Below are 12,866 nucleotides of genomic sequence, written 5' to 3'. Positions count from 1 at the left end.
GGCCGATCCCGACGGCGGCTTCCCCTCCCCGGAGGACCCCCGCGGTCAGGCCGCCTATCCCGGCTTCCGCGGGTACGCCCGCGCGCAGACCCTCACCGGCGAGTTCGGCGTGTTCACCCTCAAGCCCGGCCGGGTGCCCGACGGCGAGGGCGGCTGGCAGGCGCCGCACGTCGACGTGTCGGTGTTCGCCCGCGGCCTGCTCGACCGCGTGGTCACCCGGATCTACTTCGCCGACGAGGCCGACGCCAACGCCGCCGACCCCGTGCTCCAGGCCCTGCCGGAGGACCGGCGCCAGACGCTGCTGGCCACCCCGACCGGCGACGGCTACCGCTTCGACGTGCACCTGCAGGGCGAGCAGGAGACCGTCTTCTTCGCCGTCTGAGCAGGCCCGCTCTCACACCCGGCCGGGGCGGCGGGGGGACCGGCCCGCCGCCCCGGGTGGCACGCGTCAGTGCGCCGCGTCGGCCTGCGCGGTCTCGTCCGCGGCGTGGGCGATCGAGCGGGTGTCCTGGAAGGCGCGGACGCCCTCGATGCCCTGCTCGCGGCCCATGCCCGAGGCCTTCATGCCGCCGAACGGTGCCCGCAGGTCCAGGCGTGCCGCGCCGTGGTCGTTGACCCAGACGTAACCGACCTCCAGCTGGCCGCCGATGCGGTTGGCGGAGTCGGTGTCGGCGGTCCAGACCGACGCGCACAGGCCGGCCCAGGTGTCGTTGGCCAGCCGCACGGCGTCGGCGTCGTCGTCGAACGGGAGCACCGGGATCACCGGGCCGAACTGCTCCTGGGTGACCACCCGCAGCGACGGGTCGGGGTCGACGACGATGGCCGGGCGGAGGAAGTTCCCCTCGGCGAGCTCCCCGCCGGGCAGCTCGCCGAACTCCAGCACGGTCGCCCCGGACTCCTTCGCCTCCTCGACGATCTCGGCGACGAACGCCTTCTGCGCCGGCTGGTGGAGCGGGCCCATCGTCGTGTCCTCGGCCAGCCCGTGGCCGAGGACGGTCCGCTCCAGCCGCGCGGACAGCCCCGCCACCAGCTCGTCCATCCGCGACCGGTGCACGTAGATCCGCTTGGCGTTCATGCAGATCTGGCCGGTGGTGTCGTAGACGGCGCTGAACAGCCGGTCGAGGTGCTCGTCGTCCAGGACGGCGTCGGCCCGGATGATCGCGGGGTCGTTGCCGCCCAGCTCGAGGGTGACCCGGGTGAGGCTGCGCGAGGCCATCTCCATGATCTTCTTGCCGCCGTTGACGCTGCCGGTGAAGCACACCTTCGCGACGTCGGGGTTCTCGATCAGGCTGGCCATCTCGCTGTCGCGGCCGGTGACCACGTTGAGCACGCCGGGGGGCAGCTTCTCGGCGACGCGCTGCACCAGGCGCGTGGTGGCCAGCGGCGTCGACGGCGGGGGCTTCACGATCACCGTGTTGCCGGCCAGCAGCGCGTGCGGGAGCGACGCGGCGAGGATCGCGATCGGCCAGTTGAAGGGCACGATCACCGTCACCACGCCGAGCGGCTGGTGGGCGACGGTGGTCTGCACGGGGATGCCCGGCGCGGGCGGCAGCACCTTCGTCTGCTCCACCTCGTCGGCGAGGGAGAGGGCCAGCTGCCACCGGATCTCGAAGACCAGGGCGTCCACCCACGCCTCGTGGACGATCTTGCCGTTCTCCAGCGAGAGGACGCGGGCGTCCTCGTCGCGCTCGTCGGCCAGGCCCTCGATCGCGGCGGCCATCCGGGCCGCGCGCTCGGTGGCCGGCAGGGCCGACCACGCCGGGTAGGCCGCCTTGGCCGCCGCCACGGCGTCGGCCACGTCCTCCTTCGTCGCGGCCGCGGCGGTCCCGACGACGACGCCCGGCCGGGCCGGGTCGACGACCTCGAGCACCTCCTGCGTGGACCGTTCCTGCCCGCCGATGTAGAGCCCCGTCGTGACGGGGGCCGTCGTGCTCACCGTGCTCGTCATGCGGATCGCCACCTCTCTGTGTGTCCGTTGTCGGTCGTGTCCGGTTGATCATCGGGATGCCTGCGTGCCGTGTCGACGGCCGCGAGGACGCGGACGGCGTCCGCGCTGCCGGCCACGTCGTGCACGCGCACGCCCCACGCACCCGCGCGGGCGGCCAGCACCGAGGTGGCCAGGGTGGCGCTGTCGCGCCGGTCGGGGGGCGGGGGGTGCCCGTCGGCGCCCGCGAGGACGGCGCCGAGGAAGCGCTTGCGGGAGGCGCCGACCAGGACGGGGAAGCCGAGCTCGGTGATCCGGTCGAGTCCGGCCAGCAGCGCGAGGTCGTGGCCGGGCTGCTTGGCGAAGCCCAGGCCGGGGTCGACGACGATCCGCTCGGCCGCCACGCCCGCCGCCATCGCCGCGTCGACGCGCCGGCACAGCTCCCGCCGCACGTCCGCGACGACGTCCCCGTAGGTGGCCCGGGCGTCCATGTCGCGGCTCTCGCCCCGGCGGTGCATGAGCACCCACGGGACGCCGGCGTCGGCCACCACGGAGGCCATGACCGGGTCCGCGAGGCCGGCGCTGACGTCGTTGACCATGACGGCCCCGGCCGCGAGGGCGGCCGCCGCGACCGACGCCCGCGTCGTGTCGATGCTCACCGCGATCCCGAGCCGGGCCAGCCCGGTGACCACCGGCAGGACCCGGCGGCGCTCCTCCGCGGCGGGCACCCGCTCCGCGCCGGGCCGGGTGGACTCGCCCCCGACGTCGACGTAGTCGGCGCCGGCCCCGGCCATCGACAGCCCGTGCGCGACCGCGGCCTCGACGGTGGGGTGGCGGCCGCCGTCGGAGAACGAGTCCGGCGTGACGTTGAGGATCCCCATGACGACGCAGCGGCCGGGACGGGCGATCACGGCCGGGCTCCGCGCGCAGCAGGGCACGGGCCCGCGCTCACGCGCCGCCTCCCGGGGATGCCGCGACCGGCGTCCCGGCCGCCGCCCCGGTGAGCAGGCGCGCCGCGCGCCGGCCGCGCAGCGAGTTGAGCACCGCGACCTCCTCGGCCCCGAACAGGTCGGGGACGGTCAGGACGCGCTCGTGCAGGACCCCCGACTCCAGCAGGCGTCCCCGCTCGACGCCGGGCAGGCAGCCGGAGGTGGTGGGCGGGGTCCACCACCGGCCGCCGATCCGCAGGGCGAGGTTGGACGTGGTGGTCTCGGTGAGCTCGCCGTGCCGGTTGACCAGGACGACGTCGTCGGCCTCGGGGTGCCGCAGGGCCCGGGTCAGGTAGACGTCGCGGCGGGTGCTCTTGTGCTGCAGCCACGGGTTGCCGGCGTCCACGGGCTCGTCGTCCAGGGCGAGCCGCACCGGCCGGTCGGGAGCCGGTGGCATCGCCCCCAGCTCGACGTCGACCTCCCCGTCGCGCGAGAGCAGGACCCGTACCCGTGCCGGCTCGGTGCGCCCCGACACGGCACGGCGGACCGACTCCGCCGCCGCTGCCGGGTCGAAGCGGAAGCCGGCCCAGTCGGCGGAGTCGGCCATGCGGGCGAGGTGCCGCCCGAGGTGGCGCAGGCCCTCGCCGGGGATGAACGCCAGCGTCTCCAGCAGCCGGTGCTCGGTGACGTCGTGGGTCAGCACGGCGGCCTTGGCGTGCAGCTCGGCCCGCTCCCGCGCCGGCTCCGAGCCCCAGGTGATGCCGCCGCCCGCGCCGTACACGGCCTCGCCGGTGGCACGGTCGACGACGGCGGTCCGGATGGCGACGCCGAAGCGGGCCCGGAACCGGGCCGACGGGGGACCGACCAGCCCCACGGCGCCGCAGTAGACCCCGCGCGGCGTCGGTTCCAGCTCGTCGATGAGCTGCATCGTGCGCCGCTTCGGGGCGCCGGTGACCGAGCCGCACGGGAACAGGGCGGTGAACAGGTCCACCAGGCCGGTGCCGGCCGGGACGCGCGCGCTCACCTGCGAGGTCATCTGCCAGACGGTGGGGTAGCGCTCGAGGGTGAACAGCTCGTCGACCACCACGCTGCCGACCTCGGCCACCCGGCCCAGGTCGTTGCGGAGCAGGTCGACGATCATGAGGTTCTCGGCCCGCTCCTTGCTGCTGGCGCGCAGCCGGCGGCTCTGCTCGCGGTCCTCGGCGGTCGTGCGGCCGCGCGGGGCGGTGCCCTTCATCGGCCGCGTCCGGACGACGTCCCCCGCCCACTCGAAGAAGAGCTCCGGGCTGGCGCTGGCGACCACGTGCCGGCCGAGGTCGAGGTAGGCGTTGTACGCGCCGCGCTGGGCGAGGGCCAGGCGGGCGTAGAGGGCCTCGGGGTCCTCCGGGGCGGCCGAGCGCAGCCGGTCGGTCAGGTTGCACTGGTAGGTGTCGCCGGCCGCGATGTGCTCCCGGACCCGGGCGACGGCCGCGGCGTACTCGTCGTCGGTCCGGTCCGGCCGCCACGACGCCGGTCCGGTCGCGGCCGGCGCGGCCACGCAGGGGACCCGCGCCGGTTCGTCGCACAGCCCGAACCACACCAGCGGCGGGTCCCCGGCCGGAGTGGCACCGCCGGGCAGCTGCGGATCGAGACCGGCGGCGGCCTCGTAGGCGACGTGGCCGAAGGCCCAGCTGCCCTGCTCCGTGGCGTCGTGCACCTGCTGGAGCACCGCGGCGACGTCGTCGGGGTGCTCGGCGGTCAGGACCCGGGACGGCGGCGGGCAGAGCAGCGCCTCACCTGCCCGCAGGTCGTCGAACCGCGCCCACGGCCGGGCCATCAGACCCCGACACCCTGCTGGACCCTCGCCGCGGTGAGGGTGTTGGCGAGCAGCATCGCGATCGTCATCGGCCCGACCCCGCCGGGCACCGGGGTGAGCGCGCCGGCCACCTCGGCGACGGCGGCGGCGTCGACGTCCCCGCGCAGCCCGTCCTCGCCGCGGTGGATGCCCACGTCGATGACGGTCGCCCCGGGCCGGACCGCGTCGCCCCCGACCAGGCCGGGGATGCCGGCGGCGACGACCAGCACGTCCGCCCGCCGGCAGACCTCGGCGAGGTCGCGGGTGCGCGAGTGGCAGACCGTCACCGTGGCGTTGCGCGCCAGCAGCAGCTGGGCCATCGGCTTGCCGACCAGCACCGACCGGCCGACGACCACCGCCTCGGCGCCGGAGAGGGGGACCTCGTACTCGTCGAGCAGCGCCATGACCCCGGCGGGCGTGCACGGCCGCAGCCCCGGCCGGCCCTGGGCGAGCAGCCCGGCGTTGGCCGTGGTCAGCCCGTCGACGTCCTTCGCCGCCGGGATGCGGGAGATCAGGGCGTCGCTGTCCAGGTGCGCCGGTAGCGGCAGCTGCAGCAGGATGCCGGACACCGCGGGGTCGGTGGCCAGCTCGTCCACCAGCGCGGCCACGGTCGCCTGGTCGGCGTCGGCGGGCAGGTGGCGGTGCAGGTCCCGCATGCCGGCCCCGACGGAGAGGCGGCGCTTGTTGCGGACGTAGACCTCCGACGCCGGGTCGTCGCCGATCAGCACCGTCGCCAGGCCCGGGGCGACCCCGCCCGCGGCCACCAGCGCCTCGACCCCGCGGCCGACCTCCTCGCGGACCCGCCGCGCCACGGCGGTGCCGTCGATGAGCCGTGCGGTCACTGGGGTCTCCTCGGGAGGTCGGGTCAGCAGGGGTGCGGACGTCGTCAGGCGAGGTCCGCGAGCACCCGCTGGCGCCACGCCTCGGTCGGCCCGAGGTCGTTGAAGGTGAAGACGTGGAAACCCTCGATGTGGTTGTCCGGCTTGCCGATGTGCGGGGCCAGACCCTTGATGATCTTGTCGGGGCTGTAGCCGCCGGGGACGAAGAAGCGCCACAGCAGGTTCTGCTGCTTCTTGAGGAACTTCGCCGACTCCCCGATGCCGATCCCACCGGAGACCCGGAGCAGCTTCTGGCGGTGGACCGCCCCGGGGACGCCCACGTGCACCGGCAGGTCGATCCCGCGGTCCTTCACCTCCCGCGCCCACGTCAGGATGGCCGCCGGGTCGAAGACGATCTGGGTGGTGATGTGGGTCGCCAGCGGTGCCTTGTCCTCGAGCGCCTGGAACAGGACCTCCGTCGACGCGGTGGGGTGGCCCTCCGGGTGGCCGCCGATGCCGATGTCGGTGAACCCGTGGTCGATCTCGTGCAGGGCGACCAGCAGGTCGTGCGCGTGGCGGAACTGCGTCGGGTGCTCGGCGGGGTCCCCGCCGACGACGAAGACGTCGGTGATGCCGGCCTCCCGGCAGCGGGCGACGACGTCGGCGAGGTGGGCGCGGTCGCGGACCTGCTGGGCCGAGAGGTGCGGCGCCACCGTGTAGCCGTGCCCGGCGAGCGCGACGGCGAGGTCGACCGTGGCGTCCTGCCCCTTGGCCGGGGAGGCGGTGACCGTCAGCCGGACGTCCTTGGGGACGCACGAGAGCACCGACTGCTGCGTCTTCTTGAACGGGATGACCTCGTAGCCGAGGCCGGAGAACGCCTGCCTCAGCGAGTTCCGGGTGGTCGCGTCCCGGACGGCCAGCGAGCGCTTCACGGTCTCTCCTCTGCAGGGGTCGGGCACGGTCCCGATCCATCGTGACCTGCGCCACCCCCGGCGGGCACGGTGCCATGACTGCACCTCGGGAGCCGGTTCGGCGGGAGGCCGTACGTCAATCGTCGCGGTCGGCCGCCCCGGACGGGTGGCCGAGCGGCAGCACTCCCCGCGCACCGCTGCCCGCGGACGGCGGCGCGTGCCAGCATCTCCCCGTGGTGGTGCGTGTCCCGGGTGGTCAGGGACGGGGCATCGGGAGGGAGGGTCGGGTGCGACCAGGAGCACGACCGGCCGCCGGCGCGGCGGGTCCGGTCCCCTCGGCCGAGGAGGTGGTGCGGCAGGCCCCCGACGGCCTGGCGGTCGTGGACGCCCGGGCCCGCTTCGTCGACGCCAACCCCGCCGCGGTGCTCCTGTGCGGGCTCGACCCGGACGCCGTCGCCGGTGCCCCCTCGCCGTTCCCCGTGCCGGGTGCCCCGTCCGCGGCCCGGTCCGGGGAGCTGACCGTGGCCTGGGAGCCGCTCCCCGGGCAGCGCCGCGAGTTCGCCTACGTGCTCGCCCCCGTGCCCGGCGGGGAGCACTGGGTCGTCTCCTTCCGCGACGTGACGCTGGACCGGCTGCGCGAGCGGCGGCTGGCCGCGATCGCCAAGGCGGCCTCGAGCGTGGCGTCCAAGGGCTCACTGGTCGGCACGCTCGAGGCGCTCGCGCAGGAGGTGGCGCGCACCGACGCGCTCGCCGGCGTGCAGGTCCTCACGGTCAACTCCGCCGGCGACCGGCTGCACGTCATGGGCGCCGCGGGCTTCGGGCGGGCGGCGGACTTCTTCGACCGGCTCATGGAGTGCCACGCCCTGGGTGTGGAGCTCAAGATGCTCGAGGCGCTGCACCGCCGGGAGCCGCTCGTGGTGCCCGACCGCTACGAGCAGACGATGCGCGATCCCGCCTGGGCGCCGCTGCACGACCTGCTGCGCCACCCCCGCTGGGACTGGTTCGTCAGCGTCCCCCTCCTCGCCCGCGGGGAGCCGGTCGGCATCCTCAACGCCTTCTACGCCCCGGGCCAGGCCGTCGGGGAGACCGAGCTGGAGTTCCTGCTCGCCATGGCCGAGCAGGCCGCCCTGGCCGTGGACCACGCCGCGCAGCGGCAGCGGGAGCGCGACATCGCCCGCCGCGAGGAGCGCCAGAAGCTCGCCCGCGACCTGCACGACTCGGTGGTCCAGCAGGTGTTCTCGATGATGATGCAGGCCCGTTCGCTGGGGGTGCTCGTCGAGCGGGGGCTGCCGCCCACGCCGGACCGGGTGGCCCAGGTGGCCGACGACCTGAGCAGCAGCGCCGAGGCCGTGCTGGCCGACCTGCGGGGGATGGTCGTGGAGCTGCGGCCGGCGACGACGACCGGCAACGGGCTGCACTCCGCGCTGCAGTCGCTGGTCGACACGACCAGCGCCCGCACCGGGCTGGCCGTGTCGCTGGAGGTGGACGACCCCGACGACGAGTTGTCGGCCCAGGACGGCGACCTGCTGGAGGACGTCTACCGGGTCCTCGCCGAGGCGCTGCACAACAGCGTCAAGCACGCCGACGCCTCGGGGATCGCCGTCCGGCTCTCCGTCGGGCCCCGCGGGCGCCGGCGGCGGCTGGTCGCCGAGGTCACCGACGACGGGCGCGGGCTGGCCGCCGGCGACGCCGCACCGGCTCCCGCGGGCGACTCGACGTCGAGCGGCTTCGGCATGACGGTGATGCGCGAGCGCGCGGAGCGCTGGGGCGGCACCGTCCGGGTGCGCCAGCCCGCGGCGGGCGGCACCACCGTGCGGCTGACCCTGCCCCTGCGGACCTCCCTGCCCGCCGCGCCGGCGGCCGACCGTACGGTCGCCCCGTGACCGCGCCGCACCCCATCCGGGTCCTTGTCGTCGACGACCACGCGGTCGTGCGCCGCGGGGTGGTCGCCTACCTCGAGGCGCTCGAGGACGTCGAGGTGGCGGCCGAGGCCGGCGACGGCCAGGAGGCGCTCGACCGGCTGGCGCGCGCCGCGGCCCACGGCGAGCTGCCGCACGTCGTCCTCATGGACCTGCAGATGCCGGGGATGGATGGGGTGACGGCGACGGGGGAGGTGCTGAGCCGGTTCCCGGAGCTCAAGGTCGTGATCCTGACCAGCTTCGGCGAGACCGAGCGCGTGCACGCGGCGCTGGAGAGCGGCGCGTCGGGCTACCTGCTCAAGGACGCCGGACCGGCGGAGGTCGACGCCGCCCTGCGCGCGGCGGTCCGCGACGAGGTCTTCCTCGACGCCGCGGTGACCCGCCGCCTCACCCAGGAGATGCGCGCCCCGCGGACCGGGCTCGGCGCCCTCACCTCGCGGGAGAAGGAGGTGCTGGTCCTCGTCGCGGAGGGCCGGTCGAACAAGGACATCGCACAGCACCTCGTCATCAGCGAGCGGACCGCGCGGACGCACGTGAGCCACCTGCTGACCAAGATGGGCCTCACCTCCCGGACCCAGGCGGCCCTGCTGGCCGTCAAGGAGGGGCTCGTCCAGCCCCGGTGAGGGGCGGACCGGACCGGGACGGACGACCCGGAGACGGATGACCCGGAGACGGATGACCCGGGACGGATGACGTAGCGCGCGCCTGCCGCGGCGGTGGCCCGGCCGTGACATCGGGCGGATCCGCCCGCGCGCCGCGCTGCCTACCGTGGAGGGTCGACGGGGACCGGTCCCCGCGAGGTCCTCGGCGAGGAGGCGGCATGGCCACGTTCGTGCTCGTGCACGGGGCCTGGCACGGCGGGTGGTGCTGGGACCGGGTGGCGGGCCCGCTGCGCGCGGCCGGCCACGAGGTGCACGCACCCACGCTCACCGGGCTGTCGGAGCGTGCGCACCTGCTCTCGCCGCTCGTGGGGCTGGAGACGCACGTCGAGGACGTGGTCCGGGTGATCGACGTGCTGGGCCTCACCGACGTCGTCCTGGTCGGGCACAGCTACGCCGGCCAGGTGGTGACCGCCGTCGCCGACCGCCGCCCGGGCGCCGTCGCCCGGCGCGTGTACCTCGACGCCTTCGTGGGCGACGACGGCGAGGCCGCCCGCGACCTGCTGCCCGAGACGGTGGAGCACCACTGGGCGCAGTCGGCGGCCGAGCAGGGCTTCGGCTGGCTGGTGGCGGTGCGGAAGCTGTCGGTGCTGGGCGTGACGGAGCAGGCCGACGTCGACTGGCTCACCCCGAGGCTCACCCCGCACCCCTGGAAGACCTACACCGACCCGCTGCGGCTGACCGGGGCGGTCGACTCCGTGCCCGCGGCGTTCGTCGAGTGCGTCAGCTGGATGCGCGTGTTCGCCGCCCAGGCCGAGCGCGCCCGCGCGCGGGGATGGCCGGTGCGCGAGATCGAGACCGGTCACGAGGCGATGGTCACCGCGCCCGAGGAGCTGGTCGCGGTGCTGACCGAGCTCGCCGGCCCCGTGCCGGACCCGTCCGACGGAGGAGACTGACGTGGAGTTCCTGGTCCGGTCCGAAAACCGGCTGCCGCCGGACACGCCCGCCGAGCGGCGGGAGGAGCTGCGGGCCGCCGAGCGCGCGCGGGCGATGGAGCTGCGCGCCGCGGGGGTGCTCAAGCGGTTGTGGCGGGTCCCCGGGCGGAACGCGACGATCGGTCTCTACGAGGCCGAGGACCCGGCCGCGCTGCACGACGCGCTCGTGTCGCTGCCGATGTCGCCGTGGCTCGACGTCCACGTCGAGGCGCTGGCCACCCATCCCCAGGAGCGGACGTGACGCACCGGCCGGGGACCCCGCCGGTGCGGGAGAGAGGAGAAGCGAGGGCCATGGGCACAGGCGCCGGGGCGGGCCGTCTCGACCTGCCGGGCACACCGATCTTCGACGGCGACACCAGCCGCCGGGGACTGCGGATGAACAAGCTCTTCATGAGCCTGCGCGACGCCGCCAACCGCGAGCGGTTCCTCGCCGACGAGGCCGCCTACTGCCGCGAGTTCGGCCTGTCCGAGCAGCAGGAGGAGGCCGTCCTGGCTCGCGACTGGCAGGCGATGATCGACCTGGGCGGCAGCATCTTCTACGTCTACAAGCTGGCGATGATGGACGGCCGGTCGATGCAGTACCTCGGTGGCGTGTTCACCGGGATGGGCGAGGAGGACTTCCTGGCCGCGATGCGTGCGGGGGGCCGCCGCGATGGCTGAGGTCACCTGGGGTCTGGCGACCTCGCACGTCCCCTCGATCGGCGCGGCGATGGACCGCGGGAAGACCGACGACCCGAACTGGAAGGCCCTCTTCGACGGCTACGCCCCGGCGCGGGCGTGGCTGGCCGAGCACCGGCCCGACGTCGCGATCGTCGTCTACAACGACCACGCCAACGGCATCGACCTGGACTTCATCCCGACCTTCGGCCTCGGCACCGCCGAGCGCTACGAGGTCGCCGACGAGGGCTTCGGCCGGCGGCCGGTGCCCGACGTGCTCGGCCACCCCGAGCTCTCCTTCCACCTGGTCGAGAGCCTGGTGGACGAGGGGTTCGACCTGACCGTCTTCCAGGAGCTGGCCGTCGACCACGGCTTCACCGTGCCGCTGTCGGTCTGGACCCCCGACCCGGGGGACGCCTGGCCGTGCCCGGTCATCCCGCTGCTGGTCAACGTCATCCAGTACCCCCAGCCCACGGCGGCGCGCTGCTACGCCCTGGGCCAGGCGCTGGGGCGGGCGATCCGCAGCTACCCGGAGGACCTCACCGTCGGCGTCCTCGGCACCGGCGGCATGTCCCACCAGCTGGCCGGCACCCGCGCGGGGTTCATCAACCCCGACTTCGACTCCATGTGGATGCAGGCGATCGAGACCGACCCGGCCCGCCTGGCGGCGATGTCCCGGGAGGAGCTGATCCGTCAGGCCGGGTCCGAGGGGATCGAGCTCATCATGTGGCTGGTGATGCGCGGGGCGATGGACGAGCGGATCACGAAGGTGCACTCGGACTACTTCGTGCCGGCGTCCAACACCGCCGCGGGCATCGCGCTGTTCGACAACCGGCCGCCGTCGGCCTGACGACCGCGGCTCCCGCCGTCGAACACCCCCGGGACGACCCGTCCCGGGGGTCTCGACCCGTTCAGCGGCCGCGGTAGGACTCGCGGGCGAAGTCGACGAACGGGACGGGGGCGACGGTGGCGCGGATCTCGACCTGCACGTGGTCCTCGACCGCGGGCTTGCCCGAGACCGGCTGCTCACCCCACACCACGGTCACCTCGGTGCCGGGCACGGCGAACTCGTTCTCCAGCGTGGCCAGCGAGACCATCACCCGCTCGTTGGCGAGGTAGCCGCAGTCGAGCGAGAGGCCGATCCGCCGGCCGTCCTGGAGCACGACGTCCTCGTGGTGGGTGGCGTAGCGGGCCTTCGGCATCTCGATGTACTTCGCGCCGGGTCCGGGCCGGTAGGCCGAGCCGACGGCCGCGGTGACGTCGTCGGCGTCCCAGACGAGGGTCACCTTGGTCCGCGGCGGCGCCTCGGCCAGCCGCTCGAGCGCCTCGCGGCCGACGAACTCGTGGTCGAACCGCACGTTCTTGCCGTACCCGACGTCGAACGGCGTCAGGTAGTAGTCGCGGATGTCGGCGGAGTCGTGGCTGCCGCCGATCGACCCGACCTTCGCGAGCGGGAGCCACTCCCGGTACTCCTGCATGAGCGGGTGGTCGGAGAACAGGGCCGCCATGGGCGCCGGCACCCAGCCGGACTCGAGGTTGGCCGTCGAGTACGCCTTGGCGCCGACCCGCACGAGGCCGTGGTCCTCCCCGGCCGCGAGCAACGCCGCCAGGACCGCCTCGCCGTCCTCCCACGGGCCGAAGAGCTCGAAACCGGGCTGGCCGGCCATGCCGTGCCGCAGGCCGCGCACCCGCCGGCCGGCGATCGAGAACTCGGTCATGGAGAAGAAGCGGACCTCGGGCAGCGGGGCGCCGGTGACCTGCTCGATCAGGGCGGCCGCCGTCGGCCCCTGCAGCTCGTAGCGGTAGAGCCGCGGCGGGCCCGAGGCCCGCACGGCGGAGTTGTCGTCCCGCTCCGCGGTGGCGTCGACGTCGCCGCGCTCGAGGTGGAAGGTGACCCAGTCGATGACCATCGGGTGCCCGACGAGGTCGAAGAGCTCCTCCTCGAGGTGGAAGAGGATGGCGTCACCGATCAGGAAGCCCTCCGGATCCACGGCGACGTACTGCTTGGCCCTGCCCACCCCGAAGCCCGCGAAGGTGTTGACGGCCAGGCCGCTGAGCAGCCGCAGGGCGTCCGGTCCCTCGATGAAGAGGTCGGTCATGTGGTGCGACTGGTCGAGCAGCGCGCAGCTGTCCAGCCAGGCCCGCTGCTCGGACCGCCAGTTCGTGAACTCGGGCCGCACGGGGAAGGTGCTCGGCGGGAACGCCAGGTTGCGCAGCAGCTCGACCGGGCTGCCGACCCGGGCGAGGGCCGCGGCCAGACTCTCGGAGGACATGACGGTG

The 12,866-nt window shown here is 74.7% G+C and carries 13 protein-coding genes; 7 read left to right on the top strand and 6 right to left on the bottom strand.

The features are described 5' to 3' along the window. Positions 1–382 (top strand): protocatechuate 3,4-dioxygenase subunit alpha (pcaG, locus tag FN207_RS23965; RefSeq protein WP_142460962.1); only part of this gene is annotated, 382 nt, incomplete at its 5' end. Between the two features lie 66 nt (positions 383–448). On the opposite strand, the gene FN207_RS23960 is transcribed toward pcaG, so the two are convergent. Genes FN207_RS23960 through FN207_RS23940 form a run of 5 tightly spaced genes read right to left on the bottom strand, consistent with a single transcriptional unit; the run spans position 449 to position 6,437 of the window. Then, complete coding sequence (locus FN207_RS23960; RefSeq protein ID WP_142460961.1) at positions 449–1,948, bottom strand: aldehyde dehydrogenase family protein; 1,500 nt, start codon at positions 1,946–1,948, stop codon at positions 449–451. Next, positions 1,945–2,835, bottom strand: a complete 891-nt coding sequence (folP, locus tag FN207_RS23955; RefSeq protein WP_246066320.1) for a dihydropteroate synthase — start codon at positions 2,833–2,835, stop codon at positions 1,945–1,947. Before folP ends, FN207_RS23960 begins: the two co-directional genes overlap by 4 nt. 37 nt (positions 2,836–2,872) lie before the next feature. Continuing rightward, positions 2,873–4,669 (bottom strand): aminodeoxychorismate synthase component I, encoded by a 1,797-nt coding sequence (gene pabB, locus FN207_RS23950; RefSeq protein ID WP_142460960.1) that lies wholly within the window; start codon positions 4,667–4,669, stop codon positions 2,873–2,875. Further along, positions 4,669–5,529, bottom strand: coding sequence for a bifunctional methylenetetrahydrofolate dehydrogenase/methenyltetrahydrofolate cyclohydrolase FolD (gene folD / locus FN207_RS23945; RefSeq protein WP_142460959.1), 861 nt, complete (start codon positions 5,527–5,529; stop codon positions 4,669–4,671). Before folD ends, pabB begins: the two co-directional genes overlap by 1 nt. 44 nt (positions 5,530–5,573) lie before the next feature. Next, positions 5,574–6,437: a methylenetetrahydrofolate reductase gene (locus tag FN207_RS23940; RefSeq protein WP_142460958.1), complete on the bottom strand. Its 864-nt coding sequence runs from the start codon at positions 6,435–6,437 to the stop codon at positions 5,574–5,576. A 266-nt stretch (positions 6,438–6,703) separates the two neighbouring features. Between FN207_RS23940 and FN207_RS23935 the strand changes: the two genes are divergently transcribed. From FN207_RS23935 to FN207_RS23910, 6 genes are all read left to right on the top strand, one after another. Beyond that, positions 6,704–8,299, top strand: coding sequence for a sensor histidine kinase (locus FN207_RS23935; protein ID WP_246066319.1), 1,596 nt, complete (start codon positions 6,704–6,706; stop codon positions 8,297–8,299). Beyond that, positions 8,296–8,958: a response regulator gene (locus FN207_RS23930; protein ID WP_142460956.1), complete on the top strand. Its 663-nt coding sequence runs from the start codon at positions 8,296–8,298 to the stop codon at positions 8,956–8,958. The genes FN207_RS23935 and FN207_RS23930 overlap by 4 nt, the downstream gene beginning before the upstream one ends. A gap of 197 nt (positions 8,959–9,155) precedes the next feature. Next, a complete protein-coding gene (locus FN207_RS23925; protein ID WP_142460955.1) occupies positions 9,156–9,890 on the top strand; it encodes an alpha/beta fold hydrolase in 735 nt (244 codons plus the stop codon). A gap of 1 nt (position 9,891) precedes the next feature. Next, on the top strand, positions 9,892–10,170 hold the full coding sequence (locus FN207_RS23920; protein WP_142460954.1) for a muconolactone Delta-isomerase family protein: 279 nt from the start codon (positions 9,892–9,894) through the stop codon (positions 10,168–10,170). A 50-nt stretch (positions 10,171–10,220) separates the two neighbouring features. After that, on the top strand, positions 10,221–10,589 hold the full coding sequence (ligA, locus tag FN207_RS23915) for a protocatechuate 4,5-dioxygenase subunit alpha (RefSeq protein WP_185938548.1): 369 nt from the start codon (positions 10,221–10,223) through the stop codon (positions 10,587–10,589). Next, complete coding sequence (locus FN207_RS23910) at positions 10,582–11,436, top strand: class III extradiol dioxygenase subunit beta (RefSeq protein ID WP_142460953.1); 855 nt, start codon at positions 10,582–10,584, stop codon at positions 11,434–11,436. Before ligA ends, FN207_RS23910 begins: the two co-directional genes overlap by 8 nt. 61 nt (positions 11,437–11,497) lie before the next feature. On the opposite strand, the gene FN207_RS23905 is transcribed toward FN207_RS23910, so the two are convergent. Continuing rightward, a complete protein-coding gene (locus FN207_RS23905) occupies positions 11,498–12,859 on the bottom strand; it encodes an aminomethyltransferase family protein (RefSeq protein WP_142460952.1) in 1,362 nt (453 codons plus the stop codon). Positions 12,860–12,866: the final 7 nt, after the last annotated feature.

Origin of the sequence: Geodermatophilus aquaeductus (assembly GCF_900182545.1) — a bacterium.
Classification (GTDB): Bacteria; Actinomycetota; Actinomycetes; order Mycobacteriales; family Geodermatophilaceae; genus Geodermatophilus; species Geodermatophilus aquaeductus.
Note: the sequence above shows the minus strand (reverse complement) of the source record. Positions and strands in the feature narration are given on the sequence as shown.

Excerpts from the sequence above, each read along its gene's own strand:
- FN207_RS23905 (WP_142460952.1), bottom strand. The coding sequence starts at position 12,859 with ATGTCCTCCGAGAGTCTGGCCGCGGCCCTCGCCCGGGTCGGCAGCCCG.
- FN207_RS23960 (WP_142460961.1), bottom strand. The coding sequence starts at position 1,948 with ATGACGAGCACGGTGAGCACGACGGCCCCCGTCACGACGGGGCTCTAC.
- FN207_RS23910 (WP_142460953.1), top strand. The coding sequence starts at position 10,582 with ATGGCTGAGGTCACCTGGGGTCTGGCGACCTCGCACGTCCCCTCGATC.
- ligA (WP_185938548.1), top strand. The coding sequence starts at position 10,221 with ATGGGCACAGGCGCCGGGGCGGGCCGTCTCGACCTGCCGGGCACACCG.
- pabB (WP_142460960.1), bottom strand. The coding sequence starts at position 4,669 with ATGGCCCGGCCGTGGGCGCGGTTCGACGACCTGCGGGCAGGTGAGGCG.
- FN207_RS23925 (WP_142460955.1), top strand. The coding sequence starts at position 9,156 with ATGGCCACGTTCGTGCTCGTGCACGGGGCCTGGCACGGCGGGTGGTGC.